The sequence below is a fragment of the Streptomyces sp. NPDC007095 genome (assembly GCF_040634475.1).
Taxonomy (GTDB): Bacteria; Actinomycetota; Actinomycetes; order Streptomycetales; family Streptomycetaceae; genus Streptomyces.
In genome coordinates, this window is record NZ_JBEYFS010000026.1 from 1 (window position 1) to 25,365 (window position 25,365).

General features: G+C 70.1%; 34 protein-coding genes. 15 read left to right on the forward strand and 19 right to left on the reverse strand.

The features are described 5' to 3' along the window. The 3 genes from ABZ656_RS11715 to ABZ656_RS11725 form a co-directional block, all read left to right on the forward strand. Positions 1-657, forward strand: a 657-nt coding sequence (locus tag ABZ656_RS11715) for a putative Ig domain-containing protein (protein WP_360266894.1), incomplete at its 5' end; no start/stop codon positions are given. An 872-nt stretch (positions 658-1,529) separates the two neighbouring features. Then, positions 1,530-2,534 (forward strand): permease, encoded by a 1,005-nt coding sequence (locus tag ABZ656_RS11720; protein WP_360266897.1) that lies wholly within the window; start codon positions 1,530-1,532, stop codon positions 2,532-2,534. Further along, complete coding sequence (locus tag ABZ656_RS11725) at positions 2,531-3,259, forward strand: TIGR03943 family protein (protein ID WP_360266900.1); 729 nt, start codon at positions 2,531-2,533, stop codon at positions 3,257-3,259. The genes ABZ656_RS11720 and ABZ656_RS11725 overlap by 4 nt, the downstream gene beginning before the upstream one ends. An 896-nt stretch (positions 3,260-4,155) precedes the next feature. On the opposite strand, the gene rpsN is transcribed toward ABZ656_RS11725, so the two are convergent. Beyond that, entirely contained in the window at positions 4,156-4,461 is a 306-nt protein-coding gene (rpsN, locus tag ABZ656_RS11730) for a 30S ribosomal protein S14 (RefSeq protein WP_360266903.1), read from the reverse strand. After that, on the reverse strand, positions 4,461-4,697 hold the full coding sequence (gene rpmB / locus ABZ656_RS11735; RefSeq protein ID WP_360266906.1) for a 50S ribosomal protein L28: 237 nt from the start codon (positions 4,695-4,697) through the stop codon (positions 4,461-4,463). Before rpmB ends, rpsN begins: the two co-directional genes overlap by 1 nt. A gap of 75 nt (positions 4,698-4,772) precedes the next feature. Here rpmB and rpmG point away from each other — a divergent pair, with 75 nt between their 5' ends. From rpmG to rpsR, 4 genes are all read left to right on the forward strand, one after another. After that, positions 4,773-4,937 carry a 50S ribosomal protein L33 gene (rpmG, locus tag ABZ656_RS11740; RefSeq protein WP_009192555.1) on the forward strand — a complete coding sequence of 55 codons (165 nt, stop codon included), beginning with the start codon at positions 4,773-4,775 and terminating at the stop codon, positions 4,935-4,937. Positions 4,938-4,942: 5 nt separating this feature from the next. Then, positions 4,943-5,200, forward strand: a complete 258-nt coding sequence (locus ABZ656_RS11745) for a type B 50S ribosomal protein L31 (protein ID WP_168500112.1) — start codon at positions 4,943-4,945, stop codon at positions 5,198-5,200. Further along, positions 5,197-6,372: a GTP-binding protein gene (locus ABZ656_RS11750; RefSeq protein WP_360266911.1), complete on the forward strand. Its 1,176-nt coding sequence runs from the start codon at positions 5,197-5,199 to the stop codon at positions 6,370-6,372. Before ABZ656_RS11745 ends, ABZ656_RS11750 begins: the two co-directional genes overlap by 4 nt. Positions 6,373-6,494: 122 nt before the next feature. After that, positions 6,495-6,737 carry a 30S ribosomal protein S18 gene (rpsR, locus tag ABZ656_RS11755; protein ID WP_360266914.1) on the forward strand — a complete coding sequence of 81 codons (243 nt, stop codon included), beginning with the start codon at positions 6,495-6,497 and terminating at the stop codon, positions 6,735-6,737. Positions 6,738-6,812: 75 nt separating this feature from the next. On the opposite strand, the gene ABZ656_RS11760 is transcribed toward rpsR, so the two are convergent. The 9 genes from ABZ656_RS11760 to ABZ656_RS11800 form a co-directional block, all read right to left on the reverse strand. Next, on the reverse strand, positions 6,813-7,538 hold the full coding sequence (locus ABZ656_RS11760; protein WP_360266917.1) for a TIGR03943 family protein: 726 nt from the start codon (positions 7,536-7,538) through the stop codon (positions 6,813-6,815). Next, positions 7,535-8,560 carry a permease gene (locus tag ABZ656_RS11765; protein ID WP_360266920.1) on the reverse strand — a complete coding sequence of 342 codons (1,026 nt, stop codon included), beginning with the start codon at positions 8,558-8,560 and terminating at the stop codon, positions 7,535-7,537. The genes ABZ656_RS11760 and ABZ656_RS11765 overlap by 4 nt, the downstream gene beginning before the upstream one ends. A 90-nt stretch (positions 8,561-8,650) precedes the next feature. After that, positions 8,651-9,313 (reverse strand): hypothetical protein, encoded by a 663-nt coding sequence (locus ABZ656_RS11770; RefSeq protein ID WP_360266923.1) that lies wholly within the window; start codon positions 9,311-9,313, stop codon positions 8,651-8,653. 148 nt (positions 9,314-9,461) lie between these two features. Further along, positions 9,462-10,013 carry a GNAT family N-acetyltransferase gene (locus ABZ656_RS11775; RefSeq protein ID WP_360266926.1) on the reverse strand — a complete coding sequence of 184 codons (552 nt, stop codon included), beginning with the start codon at positions 10,011-10,013 and terminating at the stop codon, positions 9,462-9,464. 170 nt (positions 10,014-10,183) lie between these two features. After that, complete coding sequence (locus ABZ656_RS11780) at positions 10,184-10,507, reverse strand: hypothetical protein (RefSeq protein WP_360266929.1); 324 nt, start codon at positions 10,505-10,507, stop codon at positions 10,184-10,186. A 260-nt stretch (positions 10,508-10,767) separates the two neighbouring features. Further along, a complete protein-coding gene (locus tag ABZ656_RS11785; RefSeq protein WP_360266932.1) occupies positions 10,768-11,649 on the reverse strand; it encodes a metal ABC transporter permease in 882 nt (293 codons plus the stop codon). Further along, positions 11,646-12,452, reverse strand: coding sequence for a metal ABC transporter ATP-binding protein (locus ABZ656_RS11790; RefSeq protein ID WP_360267096.1), 807 nt, complete (start codon positions 12,450-12,452; stop codon positions 11,646-11,648). The genes ABZ656_RS11785 and ABZ656_RS11790 overlap by 4 nt, the downstream gene beginning before the upstream one ends. 74 nt (positions 12,453-12,526) lie before the next feature. Beyond that, entirely contained in the window at positions 12,527-13,465 is a 939-nt protein-coding gene (locus tag ABZ656_RS11795) for a zinc ABC transporter substrate-binding protein (RefSeq protein WP_360266935.1), read from the reverse strand. A 191-nt stretch (positions 13,466-13,656) separates the two neighbouring features. Continuing rightward, positions 13,657-14,094 (reverse strand): transcriptional repressor, encoded by a 438-nt coding sequence (locus tag ABZ656_RS11800; RefSeq protein ID WP_360266938.1) that lies wholly within the window; start codon positions 14,092-14,094, stop codon positions 13,657-13,659. 62 nt (positions 14,095-14,156) lie between these two features. Here ABZ656_RS11800 and ABZ656_RS11805 point away from each other — a divergent pair, with 62 nt between their 5' ends. The 3 genes from ABZ656_RS11805 to ABZ656_RS11815 all read left to right on the forward strand — a co-directional run bounded on the left by ABZ656_RS11805 (position 14,157) and on the right by ABZ656_RS11815 (position 16,039). Then, on the forward strand, positions 14,157-14,420 hold the full coding sequence (locus ABZ656_RS11805; protein ID WP_360266941.1) for a hypothetical protein: 264 nt from the start codon (positions 14,157-14,159) through the stop codon (positions 14,418-14,420). A 172-nt stretch (positions 14,421-14,592) separates the two neighbouring features. Then, complete coding sequence (locus tag ABZ656_RS11810; protein WP_360266944.1) at positions 14,593-14,841, forward strand: hypothetical protein; 249 nt, start codon at positions 14,593-14,595, stop codon at positions 14,839-14,841. Between the two features lie 10 nt (positions 14,842-14,851). Further along, on the forward strand, positions 14,852-16,039 hold the full coding sequence (locus tag ABZ656_RS11815) for a GTP-binding protein (RefSeq protein ID WP_360266947.1): 1,188 nt from the start codon (positions 14,852-14,854) through the stop codon (positions 16,037-16,039). A gap of 177 nt (positions 16,040-16,216) precedes the next feature. Here ABZ656_RS11815 and ABZ656_RS11820 read toward each other — a convergent pair whose 3' ends face one another. From ABZ656_RS11820 to rpmF, 3 genes are all read right to left on the reverse strand, one after another. After that, complete coding sequence (locus tag ABZ656_RS11820; protein ID WP_360266950.1) at positions 16,217-16,726, reverse strand: hypothetical protein; 510 nt, start codon at positions 16,724-16,726, stop codon at positions 16,217-16,219. Between the two features lie 74 nt (positions 16,727-16,800). Next, positions 16,801-17,982 carry a GTP-binding protein gene (locus ABZ656_RS11825; RefSeq protein WP_360266953.1) on the reverse strand — a complete coding sequence of 394 codons (1,182 nt, stop codon included), beginning with the start codon at positions 17,980-17,982 and terminating at the stop codon, positions 16,801-16,803. 6 nt (positions 17,983-17,988) lie between these two features. Beyond that, entirely contained in the window at positions 17,989-18,159 is a 171-nt protein-coding gene (rpmF, locus tag ABZ656_RS11830; protein WP_242330402.1) for a 50S ribosomal protein L32, read from the reverse strand. 184 nt (positions 18,160-18,343) lie between these two features. Here rpmF and ABZ656_RS11835 point away from each other — a divergent pair, with 184 nt between their 5' ends. The 5 genes from ABZ656_RS11835 (at position 18,344) to ABZ656_RS11855 (ending at position 22,280) form a co-directional block, all read left to right on the forward strand. Next, positions 18,344-18,640: a hypothetical protein gene (locus ABZ656_RS11835; protein ID WP_360266957.1), complete on the forward strand. Its 297-nt coding sequence runs from the start codon at positions 18,344-18,346 to the stop codon at positions 18,638-18,640. Between the two features lie 178 nt (positions 18,641-18,818). Continuing rightward, complete coding sequence (locus ABZ656_RS11840) at positions 18,819-19,751, forward strand: zinc ABC transporter substrate-binding protein (RefSeq protein WP_360266960.1); 933 nt, start codon at positions 18,819-18,821, stop codon at positions 19,749-19,751. Then, complete coding sequence (locus ABZ656_RS11845) at positions 19,751-20,635, forward strand: ATP-binding cassette domain-containing protein (protein WP_360266963.1); 885 nt, start codon at positions 19,751-19,753, stop codon at positions 20,633-20,635. Before ABZ656_RS11840 ends, ABZ656_RS11845 begins: the two co-directional genes overlap by 1 nt. Further along, the gene (locus tag ABZ656_RS11850; RefSeq protein WP_360266966.1) at positions 20,632-21,450 is read left to right on the forward strand and encodes a metal ABC transporter permease; all 819 of its coding nucleotides are present in this window, start codon (positions 20,632-20,634) and stop codon (positions 21,448-21,450) included. The genes ABZ656_RS11845 and ABZ656_RS11850 overlap by 4 nt, the downstream gene beginning before the upstream one ends. Beyond that, entirely contained in the window at positions 21,447-22,280 is an 834-nt protein-coding gene (locus ABZ656_RS11855) for a metal ABC transporter permease (protein WP_360266969.1), read from the forward strand. The genes ABZ656_RS11850 and ABZ656_RS11855 overlap by 4 nt, the downstream gene beginning before the upstream one ends. Before the next feature lie 19 nt (positions 22,281-22,299). Here the strand turns inward: ABZ656_RS11855 and ABZ656_RS11860 are convergent, their stop codons facing one another. From ABZ656_RS11860 to ABZ656_RS11880, 5 genes are all read right to left on the reverse strand, one after another. Beyond that, positions 22,300-22,626: a metalloregulator ArsR/SmtB family transcription factor gene (locus ABZ656_RS11860; protein WP_360267099.1), complete on the reverse strand. Its 327-nt coding sequence runs from the start codon at positions 22,624-22,626 to the stop codon at positions 22,300-22,302. Positions 22,627-22,711: 85 nt separating this feature from the next. After that, positions 22,712-23,116 (reverse strand): (2Fe-2S) ferredoxin domain-containing protein, encoded by a 405-nt coding sequence (locus tag ABZ656_RS11865; RefSeq protein ID WP_360266971.1) that lies wholly within the window; start codon positions 23,114-23,116, stop codon positions 22,712-22,714. Then, positions 23,113-24,138, reverse strand: coding sequence for a hypothetical protein (locus ABZ656_RS11870; protein WP_360266974.1), 1,026 nt, complete (start codon positions 24,136-24,138; stop codon positions 23,113-23,115). Before ABZ656_RS11870 ends, ABZ656_RS11865 begins: the two co-directional genes overlap by 4 nt. Then, positions 24,135-25,148, reverse strand: a complete 1,014-nt coding sequence (locus ABZ656_RS11875) for a GTP-binding protein (RefSeq protein WP_360266977.1) — start codon at positions 25,146-25,148, stop codon at positions 24,135-24,137. Before ABZ656_RS11875 ends, ABZ656_RS11870 begins: the two co-directional genes overlap by 4 nt. Beyond that, positions 25,145-25,363: a hypothetical protein gene (locus ABZ656_RS11880; RefSeq protein WP_360266980.1), complete on the reverse strand. Its 219-nt coding sequence runs from the start codon at positions 25,361-25,363 to the stop codon at positions 25,145-25,147. Before ABZ656_RS11880 ends, ABZ656_RS11875 begins: the two co-directional genes overlap by 4 nt. Positions 25,364-25,365 lie beyond the last annotated feature (2 nt).

Sequence of the window (25,365 nt, forward strand, 5' to 3'; positions counted from 1 at the left end):
TCGGCCAGCGACAGCGCGGGCGCGACCCTCACCTACAGCGCGAGCGGTCTGCCGACCGGCCTGTCGATCAGCAGCTCCACCGGTCTGATCTCCGGTACGGCGTCCACCGCGGGCACCTATCAGGTCACGGTCACCGCGAAGGACTCGACCGGCGCCTCCGGCTCGACCTCCTTCACCTGGACCGTCGGTTCGGGTGGTGGCGGCTGCACCTCCGCCCAGCTGCTGGCCAACCCGGGCTTCGAGTCCGGCAGTACCGGCTGGAGTGCGACCAGCGGGGTTATCACGACCGACAGCGGCGAGGCCGCGCACAGCGGCTCGTACAAGGCGTGGCTGGACGGCTACGGCTCCTCGCACACCGACACGCTCTCCCAGTCGGTGACCGTCCCGGCCGGCTGCAAGGCCAGCTTCACCTTCTACCTGCACATCGACACCGCGGAGACCACCCGCAGCACCGCGTACGACAAGCTGACGGTGACCGCGGGTTCGACCACCCTGTCGACGTACTCGAATCTCAACGCCGCCTCTGGGTATGCGCAGAAGACCTTCGACCTGTCCTCGTTCGCGGGTCAGACGGTCACCCTGAAGTTCAGCGGAGTGGAGGACTCCTCCCTCCAGACCAGCTTCGTCGTGGACGACACCGCCCTGACGACCAGCTGACCCACCCGAGGGGAGCACCCGATCCCGCACGCGGAGACCGTCCGCGTGCGGGACACCCGTTACCCGCTCGGTCGCCCACCGCCTGCGGTATCGGAAGACGCGTTCGAAACCGGGTGCGGATGGGGGCCGCTCACTGGGAGCGGGTGCTCACCGCGCTGATGGCCCAGCCCGACGCGGAAAGGGACCAAAAGTGGCGTCAGCTCGGTGAGTTCACGATCGTGGGGCTCACAGCAATCCGGTCGGGGCACACGACGACAGGGAGCCGGCCGGCGAGCCGGACGACCACGCGATCGGCCCGGTTCCGGGGAGGATGGCCTCTCACTGCCCATGCCCATGGTGGGCCCCGCGGTCACAGGGTGGCGTGTTCAGGACTGGTGGCTGTGACGCCCTTGCGCGCCCGGACGGCCATGGCAACCTTCTCCCGTCCGGACTAATGGGGGGGCTGTTCACTCGATCGAGGGACGCGCCAGCGAGCCTCGTCGGCGGTGAGAACCATGCCCCGTGGTCGTTCATGTCCATGGCCATCATGTAGACGTGCGGCGGCGCCCAGGCAGGACTTCACCCGTGGCTCTCGACCGCGCTGGGCGGCTCACCCCAGCGAGGTACCGGCGAGCGCGAACACGGCAGCCCGCAGAACGGGCAGGGGCGCACGGTGCGTCGTCGGACGGAGCTCGGTCATGCCATGCCCATCATCGGGCATGGCCCGCCGGCTGCGGAGCCGGGATCTCCTAAGTGGCTTCCTGTTCTGGTTCAAGGCATCGCCATGTGGCGGCGTGTGCGCCCGGGTATGGCCGCATTCGTCGCATACCTTCTGCGACGACACCGACATCCGGAGTAAAAGTATGAAAACGGATGAAATGGTTAGCGCGGTCATGCCGTCCGTCGAAGGGACTGCGTCGCCGGGGACACTACGACGCAGGGCACTGCCCTGGCCGCTGGTGGTCATCGTCCTGGCGTCCATCGGCCTGGCGGCGGTGCTCGCCCTCGCCGGCACCTCGTGGCTGGAGCGGCCGGCCGTCGCCGCATGGCGCACCGTCTGCCTGGCCATCACCGTGCAGGCGTTGCCCTTCCTGCTGCTGGGCACAGCCCTGTCCGGTGCGATCAACGCATTTGTGCCGGCCGCCCTGTTCACCAAGGTGCTGCCTCGGCGTCCCGCCCTGGCCGTACCGGTGGCAGGTGTGGCCGGAGCGGTCCTGCCGGGCTGCGAGTGCGCCTCCGTGCCCGTCGCGAACAGCCTCATCCGACGGGGAGTGACTCCGGCCGCAGCCTTCGCCTTCCTTCTCTCGGCGCCCGCGATCAACCCCGTCGTGCTGACCGCGACGGCGGTGGCCTTCCCGGGCAACCCGGCCATGGTCGGCGCCCGGCTGCTCGCTTCGCTGGCCACCGCCGCGGTGATGGGCTGGCTCTGGCTCTGGCTGGGCAAGGAGGAGTGGCTGCGAGCCGCGGTACGGCACACCGGACATCGGCCCGGCGGCAGCCGATGGAAGGAGTTTCGTCTCGGCTTCCAGCACGATTTCCTGCATGCCGGGGGCTTTCTCGTACTCGGCGCGATGGCAGCAGCGACCTTCAATGTGACCGTACCGCGTTCCGTCCTCGACACCTTCTCCGGTTCGGCCTGGTTGTCCGTGCTCTTCCTGGCCGCCCTCGCCGTCGTACTCGCCGTCTGCTCGGAGGCCGACGCCTTCGTCGCGGCCTCCCTCACCGGCTTCTCGCCGACCGCCCGGCTGGCGTTCATGGTGGTCGGCCCCATGGTCGACGTGAAACTGATCGCCCTGCAGGCGGGCACGTTCGGCCGGGCCTTCGCCTGGCGTTTCTCCTCCGTCACCACGGTCGTGGCGGTTGCCGCCAGTGCCCTGATCGGAGGCGCACTGCTGTGAAACGTCACGCACAGGTGGTGCTGCTGGCTCTGATGGGTGTCGGCCTGCTGCACTCCACCCTGTTCACCGACCTGTACCTGCGCTATGTCAAGGAGGGGCTGCGCCCCTTGCTGATCGTCTCCGGGGTACTGCTGTTGCTGCTCGCCCTGGCAGGCGCGGCCATGGACAAAGGCCGCAACGAACATCACAGCCATGCTCACGGCCACAACCACAACACGGCGCCCCGTATCGCGTGGCTGCTGTTCCTCCCCGCTCTCAGTCTCGTTTTCTACGCGCCGCCGCCCCTCGGCGCGTACACCGCGGCACGTTCCAGTGGCACAGTGGTCAAGAAGCAGAAGGAGTTCGATTCGCTGCCCGCCACCTCGCCGCTGCCCATGACCCTCACGGACTTCACCACCCGGGTCCAGCAGGATCGCGAAGCGGCCATCAAGGGCCGTACCGTCCAGTTGACCGGCTTCGTCACGCCGGCCGGACAGGGTGGCGCCTGGGACCTGACCCGGATCATCTTCACGTGCTGCGCAGCCGATGCACGCCCCGTGAAGGTCCGCGTGTACGGAACCAAGGTTCCGCCCGCCAACACCTGGCTGGCGGTGACCGGTGCCTGGCACCCCAGCGGCACGCTCGGCACGAAGTCCGCGGCTGCCGCCCTCGACGTCCGAACCGTCCGCCGCATCTCGCCACCGGTGAACGCCTATACCGACGACCTTCCCCTCATGCCTTCCTAGTCCTGTGACGAGTCCATCTGCCGGCGCGCACCACATCCACATCCGTCCCGCGGACGAAGCCACGCGCTGGCCGAACTGGATTTCGTAGTAGAGGTTGTGTCCCTTCACGAAGCGCTCGGGGGAGGTGCTGTCGGAGTTCGACGGGCCGAAGTACGCGCTGGTCGTGCTGCCCTGGGTGGCGTAGCGCTGGCCGGCGAGGAATTCGTAGGGGAGGGGGAGTCGGGCTGGACGTCGACATCGGTGCGCAGGGCTTGCCCCTTGCGGTGCGGCCGGTGAACGGTGGCTGGTTCACGCGGTAGTGCGGCAGGACGGTTACCAGGTCGCTGTCCGGTGCTGCCGTGGTGCGCAGCGGTGCGCCGTGGAGGTCGAAGTGCTGTTGCCAGTTCCAGTACTGTCCCGGATCTCGTGTACCTCCCGGGGTGCTGGAGGCCACGGGGTGACAGGCGGGCGCGATGGGGGCGCACGCGGGCAGCACGGCATGGCCGCCGGTGGCTCCTCGAACATCCACCAAGGTGGCCGGGGTAAGGGAGTTGTCCGTCGACGCGGCCGCTCCCGCTACGTTCTCCCGGTAGGCGGCGTGCGGGGGGCCTGCCGATCTTCACCGGCGCGGCCCGATCTCCGGGCCGGTGCCACCCGTTGGCGGCCAGGCCCCCCACTTCCGGTCGAGGATTGCTGGGCGTGGCAGAGCTACGTCCAGGGGGCGCACGATGTGAGCGGAATGCCGCATTCCCACTGGCGTCCACCGAACGGGTCTTCACTGCCTGGCGGGCCAGACCCACCGGGCTCGGAAATCGCTGCGCGTGACGGAGGGGGGCCGCCCGACCGGGCGCTCGCAACTGGGAAAGAGTCGCTGCGGCTGCGGTGCGGCCTTGAGGGGTGAGCGGATCGGGTGCGCGTCACCAACTGCTCTTGGTCACGCCGGGGAGCTCGCCTGCGTGAGCCATCTCGCGTACGCGGATGCGGGACAGGCCGAACGTGCGCAGGTAGGCGCGGGGGCGGCCGTCCACGGAGTCGCGATTGCGGAAGCGGGTGGCGCTGGCGTCACGGGGCTGTCGGCGCAGTTCCGCCTGGGCGGCGGCGCGTTCCTCGTCGGAGGTTCCGGGGGAGGAGATGATCGCCTTCAGTTCGGCGCGGCGCGCGGCATAGCGGGCCACGATAAGGCGCCGCTGTTCATTCTTCGCGATCTTGCTCTTCTTCGCCATCAGACCTTCCCTCCCCGGGAGCGGATGCGGGCCACCGCGGCCTCGATACCGATCGTGTCGACCGTCTTGACGCCCTTGGTGGAGAGAGTGAGCCGGACATGGCGGCCTTCGCTCGGCAGCCAGTAGCGCTTGCGCTGGATGTTGGGGTCGAAGCGGCGCTTGCTGCGCCGATGCGAGTGGGAGATGTGATGGCCGAAGCCGGGCTGTCGGCCGGTGAGTTGGCAGTGGGCGGACATGGTTCCTCCTCGTGTGATGGCAGCACAGTAGCAGCTGAGTGAAAATGAAAACCAATCTCATGTATGGTGCTGTCCATGGCCCGTAACGAACTCCGCCCGGTCATCAAGCTGAGGTCCACCGCCGGCACCGGCTACACCTACGTGACCCGCAAGAACCGCCGTAACGACCCTGACCGGCTGACGCTGCGCAAGTACGACCCGGTCGTCGGCCGCCACGTCGACTTCCGCGAGGAGCGCTGAGAGCCGTGAAGCCCGGAATCCACCCCGAGTACCGCCCAGTCGTCTTCCGCGACCGGGCCGCCGACCACGCCTTCCTCACCCGCTCGACCGCCACGAGCGACAAGACCATCGAGTGGGAGGACGGCAACACCTACCCGGTCATCGACGTCGAGATCTCCTCGGCGAGCCACCCCTTCTACACCGGCACCCAGCGGGTCTTGGACACCGCGGGGCGGGTCGAGCGCTTCGAGCGGCGCTACGGACGCGGAGGGAGCAAGCAGTGAGCGGGGACCAGGCGCGGCTGCCGGTCGCGATCGTCGCCGGGTTGCACACGGATGCCCGCCGGGCCGCCGTCGAGGAGATCCTGCGCACGGTTCCCGGCTCGGTCGCGCTGCACCACGACCTGACATCCGCGGTCGACAGTGCGGTGCACCGGACGGTACGCGACGCCGGCGGCCTGCTGGACAGCGGCGACGCACCCCTGGTGAACGACTGTGCGTGCTGCGCGCTGCGCGAGGACCTCGTCCCCGAACTCCTGCGGCTCGCAGGGGAGGGCAGCTACCGGCTGGCCGTCGTGGAACTGTGGGACTCCGTCGAACCGCAGGCCATGGCCGCGGTCATCGCCTCCGCAGGCGTACCGCTGGCGCTGACCGGGGTCGCCACCGTGGTCGAGCCGGCACTCGTCCTGCCGTACCTGTCCAACGGCGACGACCTTGTCGACGTGGGCCTCGCCGCTGCCCCGACCGACCAGCGCACGGTCGCCGACACCTTCGCCCGGCAGTTGGAATACCCGACGGTGATCGCCCTCGTCGAGGACAGTTCGCTCGGGGAGGGTGGTGAGACCGCCGACGAGTCCGACCACGCGTTGCTCGCCCAGCTCACGCCGGGTGCCCGAAAGGTACGCGTGGGCAGTGGCGTCCTGGGGACCGCGCTGGTGGAGGGCTTCGACGTGGCAGCGGCCGCCGCCCGTGTGCATCCCGCGTGCGCGCTGCTGCCGCAGGAGTGCGACGAGCACGGCGTGAGCACCTTCGTCTGGCGGCGCGAACGGCCCTTCCACCCGCAGCGCCTCTACGCGGCGCTGGAGGACCTGACCTGCGCCGCCGCCCGCAGCCGTGGGCGGTTCTGGCTGGCGGACCGTCCCGACACACTGCTGTCGTGGGACGCTGCGGGCGGCGCGCTGTGCGTGGAGTCGGCCGGACCCTGGCTGGCCGGGCTGCCCGATGCCGCCTGGGAGATGGTGCCCGCGGAACGGCGCCTCGCCGCCTCCGTGGACTGGCACCCCGAACACGGTGATCGCTGCCAGTACCTCACCTTCACTTCGCCCGGCCTGGACCGTGACGGTCTGCCGGCCCTGCTCGACTCGTGCCTGCTCACCGACGACGAGTACGCGGCGGGCAGGGAGCGATGGAAACAACTTCCCCACGCCTTCGACGACTTGCTCGACCCCGTGACCTGAATCGTGGCTTTTCCGGCGGCGGCACGCCCGGAAGGGACGGGACTCACTCGTTCCGCCCGGCGCTCCGCCGTAACGCCCGCGCATTCCACCACGCCCCGTTCAAAGAGAGGACCGACCTCACCATGCCCCGACGCACCACCACCGGGCGGCAGACCGCCACGCGTCAGCGCGTCAACCCGCTGGACGCCGCAGACATCACCTACGTCGACTACAAGGACACCGACCTGCTGCGGAAGTTCATCTCCGACCGCGGAAAGATCCGCAGCCGTCGGGTGACCCACGTGACGCGTCAGCAGCAGCGGCAGATAGCGCAGGCCATCAAGAACGCACGCGAGATGGCACTCCTCCCTTACAGCTCGCGATAGCCGAGACAGCCGTACGGACAGCCGCGGCGTCTCCACCGCGGGTCGTCCGGCTGCGACCAGGCTGCGCCGATCGACTCAACGCTTCTCGTAGGGGTCCGACGGCTCCTCGACCTTCGTGACCGTCTTCGCGTCCAGCAGAGGCCAGGCCGCCGTCGAGCCCAGCTTGCCCTTGGGATGCCAGATGCCCGTGACCGTCACCCAGGTGTCCGTGGCCGGGGCGTCCGCGCCACGGATCTGCGCTTTGCTCGTGGTCGCGTCGGCCGCGCAGCAGGAGACCAGGAGCCGGGTGACGTACCACGTGCCGCCATCCCCGTGGGTGACGAAGCCGGTCAGCCGGACCGTTCGGCCCTTCAGCGAGCGCCCGCTGTCGTAGATTGCTCGGGAGGCGAAGGAGGCGACGCTCAGATCGACCGGGTTATCGGCCGGCAGCGCCGGGAACGTGCCGACGCCCTGTGCCGCGCGCTGCGTGTCCTCCCGGGCCGCGCTGTAGGCACCGAGCGCGGGCGGCGGGAAGAGCAGCAGGGCCGCGGCGGGGAGGGAGAGCAGCCAGGCGAAGCGCGGGCCGGTCGTGTGGGTGTGATTGTGCCCGTACTCGTGCGGGTCCTCGTCCTGGTCCGGCACCTCCCGCGCGGCCCTCACTCCCGTCGCCACCCCCAGCAGCACCAACAGCACTCCGGACGCGATCAGATAAGGCCGCAGCCCGGACTGCACGTACCGCAAATACAAGGCACTGAACAGCGAGATCCGCAGCACCGCGGCGCCCACCAGCAGCAACAGCAGAGCCGGCCCGTATCGCCTCACAGCAGCCACCACCCCACGAGCACACTGCTCACCAGCGCGACCACCCAGGTCGCCGACGAGAACCGGACGGCGAAGGCCCGGCCGAACGTACCTGTCTGAAGCGCGATCAGCTTCAGGTCGACCATCGGCCCGACCACCATGAACGCCAGCCGCGCAGTCGGCACGAACCCGCTCAGCGAAGCCGCCACGAAGGCATCGGCCTCGCTGCACACGCACAGCACCACGGCGAGCAGCGCCAGCAGTGGGACGGACAGCCAGGCCGATCCCGTGAAGACGTCGAGGACCGAGCGCGGCACGGCGATGTTGAAGGTCGCCGCTGCCGCCGAGCCGAGTACGAGGAAGCCCCCGGCGTGCAGGAAGTCGTGCTGCAGCCCGGCCGCGAAGGCACCCCTGCGAGAGGTCCCGGATCCGGTCGTACGTGCCTTCGGTAGCCGCAGCCACTTCTCCCTCCCGAAGCGCGCCCACAGCCAGCCCATCACGACGGCTGTGGCGAGGGAGGCAACGAGCCGGGCCGCCACCATGAGCGGCTGCCCGGGGAACGCGATGGACGTGGCGACGAGGACGACGGGGTTGATCGCGGGCGCGGAGAGCAGGAACGCGAGCGCGGCGGCCGGGGCGACCCCGCGCCGCATCAGGCTGCCGGCCACCGGCACGGAGGCGCACTCGCACCCAGGCAGGATGGCACCGGCCGCGCCCGCGACCGGCACGGCGAGGGCCTGGTTCCGCGGCAGCAGTCGGCTGAAGACGCGCTCGGGCACGAAGGCGCCGATGGCGGCGGAGACGACCGTGCCCAGCAACAGGAACGGGACGCCCTGGACGACGACGGCCGTGAACACCGTCCACCAGGCGGCGACGGGCGGGGTGTAGAGGTCGAGCGCGATCGTCGGCCCGAGGACGCTGGCGACCGTGGCGATCGCGGTGAGCGCGAGGCCCCCGAGGACGAGGTACACGAGCGTCCGCACGACGACGCGCACAGCGTCGGCGAGCCCGCCACGCTCCTCCGTGTAATCCTGCTTGCTCACGCCACTCGCTTCGCCGTACGACACAACGGACGCGCCGCACTCTAGCGACGGCGGCTGTGTGCCGGCCGGGCCCTGGCCCGCAGGAATCTGTCAGAGTGACGGCTGCTCTGGTGCCGGACCAGGGGACCTCCTGGTGCCAGCAGTGGTGGCGGGTACCGCAGAGCATGCCAGTGTGCGGGGCGTCAGGCGCACCGGTCCTCTCTCCTGACGGTCTGCCGGATCGGTGTCCGTGCCGGGCGGCGCCGTGGCTGCGTTCGCCGCCCGGCAAGGGGTCCTCAGACGCCCACTACGGGTTCGGACTGCTTGTGCTCGCAGGTGTCGTCGATGCCGTACGCGAACGGGCCGACGGGCGGCAGACTCTCCCGGTCGGCCATGAGGCAGCCGGGTGACGTACCAGGTGCCGCCGTCTCCGTGGGTGACGAAGCCGGTCAGCCGGACCGTACGGCCCTTGAGCGAGCGCCCGCTGTCGTAGATCGCGCGGGAGCTGAAATGGGCCACGTTCAGGTCGACCGGGTCGTCGGCGGCCAGCGCCGGGAACGTGCCGACGCCCTGTGCCGCGCGCTGCGTGTCCTCCCGGGCCGCGCTGTAGGAGCCGAGCGCGGGTGGCGGGAAGAGCGGGAAGAGCAGGAGCGCGGTGGCGGGGAGGGAGAGCAGCCAGGCGAGGCGCGGGCCGGTCGTGGCGGTGGGATCGTGGCCGTGGTCGTGCGGGTCCTCGTCCTCGTCCGGAACCTCCCGCGCGGCCCCGTGGATCACTTCCGTCGCCCCGCCACCCCCTCCGGTGGTCGGACGCGAGCACGCGGTCGTCCGACGGTTCCCCTGTACATAGGTGTCGACGGGTTTTTTGCGCCGCGTTTCCACGGTCGGAACAACTGCCGGTCAGGCAACGGCCGGTCACGGCGGTTCAGAGGCTGAGGCACATGAGGACGTCGTCACGGTCGTCACCAGGGCCCACGCGCAGCGCACCTGGCCATCGGCCCACCTCCGTCCAACCCAGGCTCAGATAGAAGTCCTCCAGCCCGATGCCCGCTCGCGCACTGAGCTGGAGCTGTTCCAGCCCCATGTCCCCTACGGCGATTTCCCGGACACGGGTCATGAGGGCGATCCCGATTCCTCGTCGGCGGAAGTACGGGTGGGTCTGGAGGTGGTTGACCACTCCGCAGTGCGCGACCAGGGGATGGGGATCCCGGCGAACGATCAGCCACCCCGCCAGTGCTCCGTCCACGAGGGCGATGAGGAGTCGGCCGTGGGACGGATCGAGTCCGGCGATGAGCTGGTCCGTCGCCGGGCCGACGTCTCGCAGGGTGACGGGAGGCGGGGGAATCGTGGGCGCGATCACCGCACCGCCCGCGTTGACGACGTCTGTCCAACAACGGGTCAGTTGCCCTCTGAGGTCCGGCGTGATGTCACCCGGCCGGGTGATCTGCAGGAACTCGGGGGAGTTAGGTGCCGGCATGGCTATCACCCTTCCAGAGCCTCCGCGACACTCGCTGGAGCCGCGCACAGAGGGCCATCCTCCGGGGTCAGTGTCAAGAGCTTGGTTCGCATTCCGCCTGGCCGGGCTGGTCCTGAGCGGGCTGCCCGCCTGCTGGTGAACCGGGCGATGTCCAGTTGGCCTCCGGCTCGTCAGCCCGCGTCTTCTCGGTGGTCCGTCAGTCCGGGCTTCAGGACCGTGGCGTTGAATTCGCCTCGGCAGGCGCCGGCTGCGTGGTCGGTGGTCTCGGCACAGATACGGCGGTGCTTGCGGTGTTGTGCGTGCTGGGCGCACAGGTCGTGGCTGCGCCGGCAGGCGAAGAGTTTTGCCTCGACCTGCGTGGTGAGCAGCGCGGGGTCGTGGCTGCTGCCGTGGATGAGGACGCGGCGGGTCGGCGCGGTCACGTCGGCGCAGTCCAGGCCCTGGTTGATCGCGGTGCGCAGGTCGTCGGCGTCCTTACCTGCGTGCATGTCCATGGCAGACGCTCTGCGGCAAGCTCGCACTCGGCGAGCAGATCGGCGACCGGGCGAGAGCCTCGCTGCTGAGATGCTCACGGCGCTGACGCTGTCGAAAATTTCCCTGGTCGGAATCATGGCTGCCCAAGGGCTCACAGCGGGTAGGCGTTGCGCGGTCGACACTGATACCGCGGGCTGGGGGTGGTGAGTGGGCCCGCGACCGGCCTGCCTCGTGCGGTACGCAGTCCATCCCGGCCTGCCGGTCCATGGGGCCCCGTCGGTCAGCTCGGCTGCGGGACTGTCCTCCCGGCTCCCCACCGTCGGGTGCGGTAGGCGCCCGTGAGGCGGCAGACGACGTAGATGGTGAACGAGATGGTCGTGACGTAGGGGCTGATGGGGATGCTGCTGCCCAGGGCGAGAAGGATGCCGCCCTCGATCGAGGCCACGGCGAAGACCACGCTGAGTAGTGGCAGCAGCACCGGGGAGGCGGTGATGCGGGCGGCGGACGCGGCGGGAGTGACCACGAGGGTGAGGACCAGCAAGGCGCCGACGATCTGGACCGACAGGGCGACCGCGAGGCCGAGCACGATCATGAAGGCGACGGACAGCGTATGCACCGGTACTCCGCGGGCCTCGGCGACTTCCGGATCGCTGCTGGCGAAGGCCAGAGGGCGCCAGATGACCGCCAGGGCGATCAGGACCAGGGCGGAGGTGCCCAGCAGCCAGGAGAGCTGCGGGGTGTTTACAGCGACGATCTGGCCGGTGAGGAGGCCGAATTTGTTGGCCGCCCGGCCTTTGTAGAGGGCGAGGAAGAGCACGCCGAGTCCCAGGCCGAACGGCATGAGGATGCCGATCACTGAGTTGCGATCCCGGGCGCGTACGCCCAGGAGGCCGATCGTGAGTGCCGCGACGATCGAACCGACAATCGAGCCCGCCACCACGTTGGCCTCCAGCAGGAGCGCCGCTGACGCTCCCGCGAAGGACAGTTCGCTGATGCCGTGCACCGCGAAGGGCAGGTCGCGCATGATGACGAAGACCCCGGCCAGGCCGCCGACGAGGCCCAGTGCGGCACCGGCGATGAGGGAGTTGCGGACCAGCGTCAGGAGTTCGCCGTAGTGGTCGAAGCTGAAGATCTGCTGCCAGATCCCGTCGGCGAGCGTCATGGGAGGACTCCGTCGGTCTCGTGGGCGTGGTGGGGCGGCGCGGCCGGCTCGTCGGGTGTTCCGATCACCACGATCCGGCCGTGGACGCGGACCACGTCGACCTGGGTGCCGTACAGCTCGGACAGTGACGAGGAGGTCAGGACCTCCTCCGGCGTCCCGACCCGGTAGCCGCCGCGTGCCAGGTACAGCACGCGGTCCACGAGGCCGAGTACCGGGTTGATCTCGTGGGTCACGAAGACCACCGCCGTGCCGTGGGAGCGGCGCCGGACGTCGATCAGTTCGGTGACGGCCCGCTGGTGGTTGAGGTCGAGGGAGAGCAGCGGCTCGTCGCACAGCAGGATCCGCGGGTCGGTCGCCAGGGCCTGCCCGATCCGCACGCGCTGTCGTTCGCCTCCGGACAGCAGGCCGAGGGGGACGTCGGCGTATGCCGAGGCCCCTACCGACTCCAGGATCTCGTCGACGCGCCGGCGGACGGCGCCCGAGCGCAGCCGTGGTCCGAAGCGGTGCCCGTCGATCCCGAAGCGCACGAGGTCGCGGGCGCGCAGCATCGCCTGCGCGGACAGTGCCGCCTGCTGGGGGACGTAGCCGATGTCCCGGCTGGCGTTGCGGGGCGGCCGGCCCAGCACGGTCAGCGTTCCGGCGGACAGCGGCTGTCGGCCCAGCAGGGCCCGTACGAAGCTGGTCTTGCCCGATCCGTTCGGCCCGAGGACGGCCAGGAACTCCCCGGGCCGTACGTCGAGGTCGAGGTCGTGCCACAGGGCGCGCTCGCCGTAGGACAGAGCGGCTCCGCGCAGGCTGATCACCGCGGCGGTGTCCTTGCCGTCGGTTCCGCTTCTGCCCTGGTGGGCCTGGGGCACGGGGGCCACGTCCGGCCGCCTCACTGGTCCAGCGCGCTCGCGAGCGCGTCGACGTTGGAGGTCATCCAACCAAGGTAGTCCTTGCCCTTCGGCAGGGTCTCGGTCACGGGCACGACTGCAATTCCGGCCGCTTTGGCCGCGCTCTCGGCCTTCTCCGTCTGCGGACCGGAGGTCTGCGCGTTGTAGACCAGCGCCTTGACCTGCTTGCCGGTGAACAGCGCCAGGGTGGACTGCAGGACCCGCGGGGAGACGTCGCTGCCTTCTTCGATGGCCTTGCTGAAGTCCGTGGGGGTCTTGTTGACCAGGCCGCTCGCCTCGGTCATGTACAGCGGCACGGGCTCGGTGATGGCGATCCCCTCGCCCCCGTGCTTCTGCTTGATCTGTGCTTCCTTGGTCTCCAGCGGCTGGAGTTTCGCCTTGAAGTCCGCGGCGTTCTTGGTGAAGGTGGCGGCGTTGCCGGGATCGGCCTTGCCCAGGGCGGCGGCGATCTGGTCAGTGACCTTGGCGACGGTGGGGAAGTCGTACCAGACGTGCTCGTTGAGCTCGCCGCCCTTCGGGGCGGTCTTGCCGGAGACCTTGACGGCGTTGACGACCTCGGCGGAGCTGTTGTTGCCGCTCTTCAGCATCTTGTCGACGAAATCGTCGTAGCCGCCGCCGTTCTCGATGACGACCTTGGCCTTGGACAGGGCCAGCTGGTTCTGGGTGTCGGCCTCGTAGGAGTGCGGGTCCTGGGAGGGGTCGCTGATGATCGAGGTGATGTCGACCTTCGCGCCGCCTATCTGCTGGGCGATGTCGCCGTACACGTTCGTGGAGGCGACCACTGGGACCGTGGACGAAGAGGCCGAGCCCTTCGAGGCGCTCCCGCCGCTTCCGGAGTCCGACGAACTGCCGCAGCCTGCCAGCAGGGCCAAGGAGGCGCCGGATATCAGGGCAAGACGTCGGGACGGTGGCGTGCGCATGGATCCTCCACGGCGGATATGAGCAGGAAGGTCTTCGTGAGAACGTGCGTCATCCCGGGTCGACCCCGGTGGGCACCACGCTAGTTGGAAACGAATGTCAAGACCAGATCCGGACCTCGCCGATATGAAAATCGTTGCCAAGGCTTGACTCGGGTGTCCATTTCGACCGCGCGCGACTCGGTGCCCACCGGCTATGAGGGGGTGGCTGCATCGAGAAGCCGACACTGCTCGCAGATCCCCGTGAGCTCCACGGTGTGCTCGATCTCCGCGAATCCGGTGGCGTCGGCCACGCTGTCCGCCCAGCGTTCGACGGTGTCCGCGTCCACGGGCCGGCTGAGGCCGCAGCGGCGGCAGACCAGGTAGTGGCGGTGTCCGTCGGTCGGTCGGGGCCGGTAGAGCCGCTCGCCCGTCCTCTCGCGTACGACGTCGACGCGCCCGCCCTGCTCCAGCGCCCGGAGCGTCCGGTACACGGTGGTCAGTCCCACCGCGGTGCCTTCGAGGGTGAGCGTCGCGTGCAACTCCCTCGCGGAGGCGAAGTCGCGGCATCCGCTCAATACCCGCAGGATGGCGACGCGTTGCTGGGTCGACCGCCAGGCCGGCAGCCATTCCCCGACTGACGATCCATGCATGACGCATGCCTCCCGGGCCGCTGGGATCGGTCCGCCGTACAGGCTAGTTGAACATGATAGCCATGACCATCACTTCGGAAACGGTGGTGCAGCAAGCCATCGACCAACTGGTGGCCGGGGAGGCGGTTGTCGTCGTCGTCCACTGCCTGTCCACCGTCGTGGGCGCCGACCAGATGCTGGTCGTCGAGGCCGGCCGCATCACCCGGCGCGGCACCCGCAGCGACCTGCCGGCGAACCCCGTCGGCTGGTACGCCCGCATGTGGGCCGCCCGGTCGGCGTCCCGTCAGTGGCGCCTCCCCGCGGGCGGTTCCTCCGCCATGATATAAAAATGGAAACCATGTTCATAAGTGCCCCGGAGGGAACCCAGGCATGAATGACGCCGTCCGCGGTCGTCGGGACCGCCCTTTCACCCTCGTCGTCTGTGCGTCTTGTGATCCCACCACCGGCCAGGTGATGGACGGACTGCGCAGGGTTGTTCGGGGCTGCCGCCATGGAGTCATGGTCTCCACCGGATGTCTTACGAAGCTCCTGCACTGCCGCCACGGCCAGGGCCTGTACGCCGCCGTGCAGTCGTGCATGGTGGACCGCAGGCCCACAGGGGCTGTCGTACGGCTGGGTCCGCTCGTCACCGAGGCCGACGCCGAAGCGGTCGGGGCGTGGCTGCTGGCCGGTATGCCGGATGACGGTACGCTGCCCGACCGGCTGCGCGCGGCGCCCGCTCCGCAGCACGTCGCCCACCTCAACTGAGGGAAACGGCGTGCGCAAGGGTTTGTTGAGCGTGGTGGCCGGCAACACACCCGGCGTGCGCGGTGCGGTCGTCGACCGACTGCTGCGGCTGTCGCCGCGCGCCGTTCTCCTGGCCGTATCCATCGAGGGTCGGGAGGCCGGGCATCCGGTCGTGCAGCGCTACCTGTCGGGCGCCGAAGCAACCCGGCCGGAAGCATCGAGGGGCGCGACGGGCGACCCGGTGGTCATCCTGCGCCAGGACCTGCTGGAGCTGCGGCGCACGGCCGAGCCTGCGCACGTCGTCCTCGCCTTGCCCGAGGACGTGGACGTTCTGCCACTCATGGTGGAGCTGTGGCGCGCTCGCGTCGGGAGCGGCTCCCTGGGCGAGTTCTACGACCCGGCACCTGTCGTGGTCGGTGTCGACCCGGTGTCGTTCATGGCGGACATCGGCTGCGTACACCAGTCTCTGCGGCTGTGGACGGGACGAGATCGCAGCGAGCCGCTCAGTCCTGCCGAGGCCGCTGCCCGGCAGGTGGAAGCAGCGGATGCGGTGATCGTTCCCGAGGACGCCTCGGACGGGAGTGAACAGACGTCCGCGTTCGCCGCGCTGGCCGCCCAACTCAACAGCCACGCCCTGCTCCTGACGCCGGTGGAGGCCGGTACGCCGGAGACGGAACTGCCCCAGTCCCTCGTCGGGGCCGGGCGCGAGGGCGCCGCGGAGGAGTGGCAGGCACGGCTGGAGCCGGTGACGGTACCGCGCTCGCGGCAGGGCGGGAGCCGCCGGGTGGGGTCGCTGCTCTGGCAGGCCCGCCGCCCGCTGCATCCCGAACGGCTGGCCGACGCACTCCCCACGGTGATGTCCGGTGTCGTACGGGGCAGGGGGCACCTGTGGCTGTGCAGCCGCCCCGAGTCCGTCGTGACCTGGCGTTCGGCAGGGGCCTACCTGGAACTGAGGGAGGCGGACCGCTGGCTGGAAGCGGCCGACTCACGCGCCTGGAACGCCGCTTCCCCGCAACGGCGCACCCTCGCCTCTTGGTTCTGGGACGTTTACTACGGGGAACGGCGCAACGAGATCGTCCTGACCGGCATCGACCTGGAGCAGGAGGGCATTCGCGCCGCGCTGGACGCGGCCCTGCTCACCGACGCGGAACTGTCACTGGGGCGGGACGGCTGGACGTCGTTCCCCGATCCCCTTCTCAGCAGCACCGATTCCCAGTGACGGGGCTCCCGGTGATCAGAGCAGCCGGACGAGGCTGAGCCGGTACTCCTCGTTTTGAGGCAGTCGCTGGGTCATCGACCTTGCTCAGCGCGTCGTGGTGGTCCTGGGTGTCGATGATGCCGGGGCCTGCGGTGTCCAGGGCCGACAACGAGCCGGGGAAGCGATCGGCGAGGAGATCTACGACGTGGTGGACATGCGCCTTCTGCAGGAAGGGTAGGACGGCCTCGGGGGCGAAGAAGTACGGGCCGTCGGAGCGCGCGGCGACGGTGTCCGCCCACACGCCGTCCGCCACGGAAGGAGCATCGTCCGCCGTGGTGTGTCGGCGAAGAAGGCCCGGCGCAGGTCGATCACGTCGGGCAGGTCGAGTTCGAACGAGCGGGCCCGGCCGTTGTCGGCCCGCTCATAACGGGTGTTGAGACCCGCGCCGATTCCGCCACGGTGCCGGCGGGATGATCGGCGAGGAAGTCGGTGACCAACCGGTCGAAACAGGCTGGTGCGCAGCACCGTGCCGATCAGGCTCGGCAGGTTGTCGAAGCGTGTGAAGTCGTAGTCGATCGAGGTGGCGATCTTCTCGGCCGGGTTGTCGCGTAGGGCGGCGCCCTGCTTGCGGTTCTCCACCGCCCGGCCGTAGAGCGGGATCAGCAGTGCCTCCTGGACCGTGCCCAGACGTACGCCTTGCGGGGGCATTGCAGCCTCCCGGTTTCGGTTCCGTACCGGGTCGGGCGGCGCCGTGGCTGCGTCGGCCGCCCGACCCGGAGTCCTCAGGCCCCCGACACGAGTTCGGGGTGTTCGTGCTCGCAGGCGTCGTGGATGCTGTAGGTCTCCCAGGCGGGAAAGGCGTCGACGCTCGGGGCGGTCTCCTCGGCGGTCATGAGGCACGCCGCCAGGGCGGTGCGCAGGGCTGCGGCCCGCAACTCGGTGCCGATGAAGACCAGTTCCTGGGCGAATGGGGCTTCATCGTCCCGTGCGGTGGACGGCTCGAAGCGGGCCACCGCACCGGCCTGCGACCACAGGCCCGTCACATGCGGACGGCTGGCCAGCGTGAAGAAGCCCTTGGAGCGCAGGACCTGTCCGAAGGTTCCACTGTCGAGCTGTTCGCACACGAAGGTCCACAACCGGTCGGGGTGGAAGGGCAGTTCGGAGCGGAAGACCGTCGACGAGATCCCGTACTCCTCGGTCTCGGGGACGTGGTCGCCGTTGAGTTCCCTGACCCAGCCGGGCGCCTGCTGGGCGCGCTCCAGGTCGAACAGCCCGGTGCCCAGCACCTCCTGGAGGTTCACGCGGCCGTGGGTGGTGGTCACGATCCGGGCGGCGGGGTTGAGACGTCCGAGCGTCGCCCGCAGCCGGTCGGCGGTCCTGGCATCGACCAGGTCGAGCTTGTTGAGAACGATGACGTCGGCGAACTCGACCTGGTCGACGAGCAGATCGCTGACGGTGCGCTCGTCCTCCTCGTACTGGTCGAGCCCGCGCTCGGCGAGCTCGTCCCCGCTCGCCAGCTCGGGGAGGAAGTTCGCCGCGTCCACAACCGTGACCATGGTGTCCAGGCTGGCGACGTCCCCGAGAGTGGCGCCGTCGTCCCGGGCGAAGGCGAAGGTGGCCGCAACGGGCATCGGTTCAGAGATGCCGGAGGACTCGATGAGGAGGTGGTCGAAACGGCCCTCGCGGGCCAGCCGGTCGACCTCCTCCAGAAGGTCGTCGCGCAGGGTGCAGCAGATGCACCCGTTGGTCATCTCGACCAGGCGTTCCTCGGTCCGGGAGAGAGCGGCCTCGCCGCCGCGCACGAGGGCGGCGTCGATGTTGACCTCGCTCATGTCATTGACGATCACGGCGACACGCAGGCCGTCGCGGTTGCCGAGGACGTGGTTGAGCAGCGTGGTCTTGCCCGCGCCCAGGAATCCGGAGAGGACGGTGACGGGCAGTCGGTCGTACGCGTCGTACGGCATCCGCGGTCAGCCCTCGGGGCGCAGCAGCCCGCGCTCGTACGCCTTGGCCAGCCGCTGGGGGACGAGGTAGCTGACGCCGTCGACGGTGATCGGCACGAGCTGCGGCGTCGTGGCCTTCCACTGGGCGCGGCGGTGGCGGGTGTTGCTGCGGGACATCTTCCGCTTGGGGACGGCCATGCGAGTTCCTCCTGTAGGGGCGAGCGCGGCCACGCTACATGAAAATGGATCCCATTATCAAGGCGTCTGGTGGGCCCTCTGGTGCGTGGCGTGGGTGCAGAAAGCGCTCATTGGGGAGCAAGGTTGAGTCAGTGGCGCGAATGCGTCGCGAACGGCTGGCCCCACAGGATGGCTGGAGGGGCTCATGACCACTGCGCACGCTCTCCATCCCGACCACACGCATGAGCATGGAGAGGGCTGCGGCCACGTCGCCGTCCCGCATCGGGGCCACGTGGGCTACGCCCACGACGGACACCTGCACCGTGTCCACGAAGGCCACGCGGACGAGTGCGAACCCGCCGGGCGCGCCGCGCATGAGGGGCATGCGCACCAGCGCGGCGAGGGGTGCGGTCACGTCGCGGTGCCGCATGGGGATCACGTCGACTATGTGCATGACGGTCATCGGCACGCAGGTCATGGCGGGCACTGGGACGACCACTGAGTGGACGCATGGTGGACTCCGCGGCGGGCGTCGCCATGTCAAGAAGTGGCAATGGTTTTCAGTAAGAGCCACCCAGATGTAGTGGTGAAAATCGTTTTCATTTACTCTCCGGGGTGTCCGCTGCTCGCGCCGGGCACCCTCTCGGGCTGCCCGGCAGGCTCCCTAAGGAGACCCCGCCATGCGCCCCGCCCCGTCCCGCCGTACTACCTCCGCCCTCGTGACCGCGCTGCTCGCCGCCGGCGCGAGTGCCTGCTCGACGTCGGCCTCCTCGGATACCGCCGCGTCGTCGGACGGTCCCATCCGGGTGGTGGCCGCGGAGAACTTCTGGGGCAGCGTCGCCCAGCAACTCGGCGGCAGCCACGTCAAGGTCGCGAGCGTCATCACCAACCCGAACGCCGATCCGCACGACTACGAGCCGACCGCCGCCGACGGCCGCACGGTGGCCACCGCCCGCTACGCCATCGTCAACGGCATCGGCTACGACGCCTGGGCCGACAAGCTGCTCGCCGCCAACCCCGACAGCGAGCGCACCGAGCTGAAGGTCGGCGACCTGGTCGGCCTCAAGCCCGGTGACAACCCGCACCGCTGGTTCTCCCCGGACGACGTGCACCGCGTGATCGAGAAGATCACCGCCGACTACAAGGAGATCGACCCCGACCACGCCGCCTACTTCGACGCGCGTAAGAAGACCTTCGGGGACAAGACCCTCGCGCCCTACAGCGACCTGATATCGAGCATCAAGAAAACCTACGCGGGCACGCCCGTCGGTGCTTCGGAGTCCATCGTCACCCCGCTCTCCGACGGCCTCGGCCTGAAGATGCTCACGCCCGAGACCTTCCTCGACGCGATCAGCGAGGGCACCGACCCGACGGCCAAGGACAAGTCCACGATCGACGAACAGATCACGGACAAGAAGATCAAGATCTACGTCTACAACAGCCAGAACTCCACCCCGGACGTGCAGGCCCAGGTCAAGGAGGCCAAGGCGCAGGGCATCCCGGTCGCGACCGTCACCGAGACGCCCACGCCGGCCGGGGCGTCCTTCCAGGACTGGCAGGTACGGCAACTGCGAGCAATCAAGCAGGCGTTGGCCGAGGCGACGGGCAAGTGATGACGCCCGAGACCATGGGGCCCCGCGTTCCGGCACAGCGGACGGAGGCCGCCGAGTCCGAGGCGCCGGTCGTCTGCCTGCGCGGGGCCGCGGCCCGCGTCGGCGGCCGCACCCTGTGGTCGGACGTGGATCTGGACGTCGGCGCGGGTGAGTTCGTGGCCGTGCTCGGCCCGAACGGCGTGGGCAAATCGACCCTGGTGAAGATGCTGCTGGGCATGGTGCCGCCGGCTGAAGGCCAGGTACGGGTGCTGGGCGAGGAGCCCGGCCGGTCAGGCGAGCGCGTGGGCTGTCTGCCGCAACGCCGCAGCTTCGACACGGCGTTGCGGATCCGGGGCACCGACATCGTGCGCCTCGGACTGGACGGTCATCGATGGGGCGTACCCCTCCCGTGGCCCACCCGTTTCAGCGCACGTCGACGGCAGGATCGGCAGCGCGTCGCCGACGTCGTCGAGCTCGTCGGTGCCACCGCCTACGCGTACCGTCCGATCGGCGCGTGCTCCGGTGGCGAGCAGCAGCGGCTGCTGATCGCCCAAGCCCTCGTACGACGGCCGGAGCTGCTGCTCCTCGACGAGCCGCTGGACAGCCTCGACCTCTCCCACCAGGCGGCGGTGGCCGCGCTGATCGGCCGGATCTGCCGGGAGCTTGGGACGGCCGTGGTGATGGTGGCCCACGACGTGAACCCGATCCTGCCCTGGCTCGACCGCGCCGTGTACATCGCCGAGGGCGGGGTGGCCGCCGGCCCGCCCGAGCAGGTTGTCACGACGGAGGCGCTGACGCGGCTGTACGGCGTACCCGTCGAGGTGTTGCGGGCGAGCGACGGGAGGCTGGTGGTGGTCGGGACCCCGGAGCCGCCCGCCGTGCACGTCGATCGGCACGCCTCGTGAGCGTGATCCAGGAGCTGTGGTCGTTCCGCTTCATGGTCAACGCCTTCCGCGCCGGCACGATCGTGGCCGTACTCGCCGCCGTCATGGGCTGGTTCATGGTGCTGCGGCGGCAGAGCTTCGCCGGGCACACCCTCGCCATGGTCAGCTTCCCGGGCGCCGCCTGCGCCACGCTGCTCGGCATTGCCGCGGGCGTCGGCTACTTCGTGTTCTGCATCGCCGCGGCCCTGGTCATCGCGGCCGTGCCCCGACGGGAGGTGTCCCAGGACGCGGCGCTGACCGGGACTGTCCAGGCGTTCCTGCTGGCCTGCGGCTATCTGTTCGTCGCCCTGTACAAGGGCTTCCTGGGCGGGGTCAACTCCCTTCTGTTCGGCAGCTTCCTGGGCATCACCGACGTCCAGGTGGTGGTGCTGGCCCTGGTCGCTCTGCTCGCACTGGGCGCGCTGGCGGTGATCGGGCGGCCGTTGCTGTTCGCCTCGGTCGACGCCGAGGTCGCCGCCGCGCATGGCGTTCCGGTCCGGGCGCTGTCCGCGGTCTTCCTGGTGCTGCTGGGGTCGGCCACGGCGGGCGCCAGCCAGATCACGGGGGCGCTACTCGTCTTCGCCTTGCTGGTGATGCCTGCGGCAAGCGCCCAACTGCTTACGAATCAACCGGTGTTGAGTCTGTCCCTGTCCGTGCTGATCGCGGTCGCGGTGACCTGGGGCGCGCTGACGGCGGCGTACTACTCGCCGTATCCGATCGGGTTCTACGTGACCAGCTTCGCCTTCGCCGTCTACGTCGTGGTCCGGCTGGGCCGGGCGTTCAGGAGGGTCGCGTGAGCGCGTTCCAGCATCCCTTCTTCGTGCACGCCCTGCTCGCGGGGACCGGCATCGCGCTCGCGGCCGGACTGGTCGGCTACTTCCTGGTGTTGCGGGCGCAGGTGTTCACCGGGGACGCACTCGGCCATGTTGCGTTCACCGGGGCGCTGGGCGCGCTCGCGATCGGGGTGGATCTGCGGCTGGGGCTCTTCGCGGCCGCGATCGGGGTGGCGGTGCTGATCGGGATGCTGGGGCGGCGGGGGAGGGCCGACGACATCGCCATCGGCAGCGTCTTCTCCTGGCTGCTGGGCCTGGGCGCCTTCTTCCTCACCCTCTACACGACGTCGCGCAGCGCAGCGCACGGCACCGCCGGGGTGAGCGTGCTGTTCGGCTCGATCTTCGGCCTGTCGGCCGGACAGGCGTGGACCGCGGCGGCGGTGGGCGCCGTAGTCTGCGCGGGCGTCCTGCTGCTGGCCCGGCCCCTGCTGTTCGCCTCTGTCGACGAGATGGTGGCCGCCGCGCGGGGGGTGCCCGTACGTGCGCTGGGCATCGCGTTCCTGGCGCTGGTCGGTGCCTGCGCGGCCGAGGCCACCCAGGCGGTCGGCTCGCTGCTGCTCCTCGGCCTGCTCGCCGCCCCGGCGGGAGCGGCGCACCGGCTCACCGACCGTCCGTATCGCGCTCTGTGGCTGTCGGCTGCCCTCGCGCTGGCCGAGATGTGGACCGGTCTCGCCCTCAGCTACGCCGTCCCGGTACTGCCGCCCAGCTTCGCCATTCTTGCGGCTGCGGCCGTGGTGTACGCGGCGGTGCTCGTACGGGCCCCGGTGCGGAGGCTGCGTGCGGCCCTGACGTGAGCCGAAGCGAGACCCTGGCTCAGCCGATGTCGCGCACCCCGAGACGCAGATGCTCGATGTGGTGGACGGCCTGGTCGAGGAGCTGGGCTACGTGGTCGTCGTAGAGGCTGTAGACGACGCGGCGGCCCTCTCGCCGTCCCGTGACCAGGCCGAGAGCGCGCAGCAGGCGCAGTTGGTGGGAGACGGCGGACTGCTCCATGCCGACGGCGGCGGCGAGTTCGCCGACCGGGTACGAGGCGTGCCGCAGGGTGGTGAGGATCAGCAGCCGGGAGGGTGTGGCCAGGGCCTGGAGGGTGGCGGCGACGGAGGCGGCGGTGCCTTCGCCGAGCCGGGCGGCCGCGAGGATGTCGCGGCCGCCGTCGTCCGTTCCGTCGGCGAGCGTGGGACCGAGCCTACGACCACCGTCCGTGTCCACGGACAAGGACCGCCCGTCACCGGCGTGCACGGGCCCGGGCCTCGCGCGGCGGGCGGATGACCTGCAACGCCAGGGCGGCCGACGGCTCGGCGACGCCCGGCCCGCCCTCGGCCGCCCAGCGCAGCAGGTCGTCCGTGCAGTCGTCGTCCATCGCGAAGCCGACCCACACGGCGCGGGCCCCGGCCTGCCGCCCGGTGGTGGAGGGCTGGACGACGATGACGTTCGCCTGGTCGCAGGGGCCCAGGCAGTCCGTCGTACGCACGGCGAACCGGCCACCCGAGTTGACGGCACCGGCCCGCAGCCGGTCGAGCTGCCAGGCGTGGTCGGTGCCGGGGTACTTGCGCGGGTTGCCGCAGCAGCAGCCACGGCACACGACGAGGGTGCACGGTCGGTGCGCGGCCCGGATCACGGAGCGGTTCACAGGGTGTTCCGGGAGGGCACGCTGTACGTTCGGACGTGGCCGTCACGCAGGGCGGTGACCAGCAGATGCGGACCGGCCCAGACGAGTGCGGCCAGAGCCGTGCCGTCACCGTCCAGCTCGCGCGCCGGGCGCAGGCGCGCTTGGGGGCGCCCGGTCGTGGCGTGCCACAGCGCCACCGTCCCGTCGGCGCCGCCGCTGGCGAGGTGTCCGGCCGCGCCCGGCCGCCAGGCGAGCGCGGTGACCGTCTCGTGGCAGCGCAGCGAGCGGGGTGCCGTGCCCTCGGGTCCCTTGCCGGAGAAGTCCCACACGGTCACGTCCGGCGCGCCGTCGGCGGCCAGCCAGAAGCCGGTCATGTCGAAGGCGAGGTGGGAGACCTTCTCCGGGTAGCCGGACATGGTCAGTTCGCTGCCGTCCCGGGTGCGCCAGATGTGGATGGAGGCGTCCTGGTTGCCGCTGCAGATCCACCGGCCGGTGGGCGCGACGGCCAGCGCGAGATGCGAGCCGACATACGGATAGGTCGCCACGGGCGTCCCCGTGTGCCGTTCGTGGCAGCGCACGGCGCCATAGGCGGCCACGGCCAGGCGTCGGCCCTGCCGCATCCAGGCCACATCGGTGACGGTGGACACGGCGGGCTCCGTACGCCACAACTCGCTGCCGTCCGCGTTGAGTACGAGTGCGCGACGGCCGGAGGCGACCGCGACGCGCCCGGCGTCCGCCCAGGCGGCGGCAGCCGCCCAGGCGCCGGACTCGCGGACCGTCGTACGGCCGTCCGCGCGCCGCCATAGCGCGTACCCCATCGGCCCCACGGCGGCCAAGTGCCCGGCATCCGGGGACAGTTCGACGCTCAGGGCGCCTCCGGGCAATTCGAGGGCCCCGACTTCGGCACCCATGGCGGCGTCCAGCACCCGGACGGTGCCCTCGGCGCCGGCCACGGCCACCAGGTCGCCGCGCGCGCTCAGCGCGACCGGCGCGTCGTCGACGGTGATGTCCCAGAGGGGCGGTGCTTCCACAGCGGTGCTCACGCGGCGGCTCCCGCCGTGGCCAGGCACTCGGCGAAGCCGCGCTCCAGCACATCCCGGTCGAGGTTGCGGCCGATGAAGACGAGCCGGTTGCGCCGCTCCTCACCGTCGCGCCAGTCCCGCCCGAACTCCCCGTCCAGCAGCATGTGCACGCCCTGGAACACGTACTGCTTCGGCGCGCCCGCGATGGCGAGGACGCCCTTGGACCGGAAGAGATCGACACCCTTCGTACGCAGCAGAGTGCCGAGCCAGCGGTTGAGCCGGTCCTCGTCGAGCTCGCCGGGCAGGTCGATGCCGACCGAGGTGACGGTGGTGTCGTGCTGGTGCTCGGTCTCGGTGAGGAAGGACGGGTCGTCGGCGAGCACCCGCTCCAGGTCGAACGCGCCCACGTCCAAAACCTCCTGGAGGTCCAGCTCGGCATGCCGGGCCGGGATGACGCGTACGCCGCCGTTGATGGCACGGATGCGTGAGACGACCTCGGCGAGGGTCGACTCGTCCGCCAGATCGGTCTTGTTGAGCACGATCCGGTCGGCGAACGCGATCTGCTCGACGGCCTCGTTCTCCACCCCTTCGGGCTTGACCTCGTCGAGGTGCTGGAGCACGTGGGCGGCGTCGACGAGGGTGACGATGGCGTCCAGGCGCAGCTGAGAGGCGATCTCGTCGTCCATGAAGAAGGTCTGCGCGACGGGCGCGGGATCGGCGAGGCCGGTGGTTTCGATGAGGATGTGGTCGAACTTCTCACGTCGGCGCATCAGCGCGCCCAGGATGCGGATGAGGTCGCCCCGCACGGTGCAGCAGATGCATCCGTTGTTCATCTCGAAGATCTCCTCCTCGGCGTCGAGGACGAGCGCGTCGTCGATGCCGACCTCGCCGAACTCGTTCTCGATGACAGCGATCCTGAGGCCGTGGTGCTCGGTGAGGATGTGGTTGAGGAGGGTTGTCTTGCCCGAGCCGAGGAAGCCGGTCAGGACGGTGACGGGGACGCGCTGGTCCTGTGGTTCGGGCGCGGTCATGAGGAGGCTCCATCCGGGGCAGGGGTGAGCAGGCCGGCCCGCAGGTCGTCCTCGGTGATCTGGTCTGCGGGGCGGCGCAGGGTCCAGCGCCGGGCCGCGCCGTCCATCGGGAGAACGGCGACGACGGTCTCCAGCGGTGGGCAGCCCGGCTCGGTGCAGGCGAGCTGCCGGATCATGACGGCGGTGTCGTCGTCGAGACCGAGCAGGGTGCGCACGG

Coding starts and splice junctions, on each gene's coding strand:
- ABZ656_RS11775 (WP_360266926.1), bottom strand. CDS start 10,013: ATGCCGGCACCTAACTCCCCCGAGTTCCTGCAGATCACCCGGCCGGGT.
- ABZ656_RS11810 (WP_360266944.1), top strand. CDS start 14,593: ATGGTCTCCACCGGATGTCTTACGAAGCTCCTGCACTGCCGCCACGGC.
- rpsN (WP_360266903.1), bottom strand. CDS start 4,461: ATGGCGAAGAAGAGCAAGATCGCGAAGAATGAACAGCGGCGCCTTATC.
- ABZ656_RS11795 (WP_360266935.1), bottom strand. CDS start 13,465: ATGCGCACGCCACCGTCCCGACGTCTTGCCCTGATATCCGGCGCCTCC.
- ABZ656_RS11845 (WP_360266963.1), top strand. CDS start 19,751: ATGACGCCCGAGACCATGGGGCCCCGCGTTCCGGCACAGCGGACGGAG.
- rpsR (WP_360266914.1), top strand. CDS start 6,495: ATGCCCCGACGCACCACCACCGGGCGGCAGACCGCCACGCGTCAGCGC.
- ABZ656_RS11835 (WP_360266957.1), top strand. CDS start 18,344: ATGACCACTGCGCACGCTCTCCATCCCGACCACACGCATGAGCATGGA.
- ABZ656_RS11720 (WP_360266897.1), top strand. CDS start 1,530: ATGCCGTCCGTCGAAGGGACTGCGTCGCCGGGGACACTACGACGCAGG.
- rpmF (WP_242330402.1), bottom strand. CDS start 18,159: ATGGCCGTCCCCAAGCGGAAGATGTCCCGCAGCAACACCCGCCACCGC.
- ABZ656_RS11780 (WP_360266929.1), bottom strand. CDS start 10,507: ATGGACATGCACGCAGGTAAGGACGCCGACGACCTGCGCACCGCGATC.
- ABZ656_RS11785 (WP_360266932.1), bottom strand. CDS start 11,649: ATGACGCTCGCCGACGGGATCTGGCAGCAGATCTTCAGCTTCGACCAC.
- ABZ656_RS11800 (WP_360266938.1), bottom strand. CDS start 14,094: ATGCATGGATCGTCAGTCGGGGAATGGCTGCCGGCCTGGCGGTCGACC.
- ABZ656_RS11825 (WP_360266953.1), bottom strand. CDS start 17,982: ATGCCGTACGACGCGTACGACCGACTGCCCGTCACCGTCCTCTCCGGA.
- rpmG (WP_009192555.1), top strand. CDS start 4,773: ATGGCCCGTAACGAACTCCGCCCGGTCATCAAGCTGAGGTCCACCGCC.
- rpmB (WP_360266906.1), bottom strand. CDS start 4,697: ATGTCCGCCCACTGCCAACTCACCGGCCGACAGCCCGGCTTCGGCCAT.
- ABZ656_RS11820 (WP_360266950.1), bottom strand. CDS start 16,726: ATGCCCCCGCAAGGCGTACGTCTGGGCACGGTCCAGGAGGCACTGCTG.
- ABZ656_RS11875 (WP_360266977.1), bottom strand. CDS start 25,148: ATGACCGCGCCCGAACCACAGGACCAGCGCGTCCCCGTCACCGTCCTG.
- ABZ656_RS11805 (WP_360266941.1), top strand. CDS start 14,157: ATGACCATCACTTCGGAAACGGTGGTGCAGCAAGCCATCGACCAACTG.
- ABZ656_RS11840 (WP_360266960.1), top strand. CDS start 18,819: ATGCGCCCCGCCCCGTCCCGCCGTACTACCTCCGCCCTCGTGACCGCG.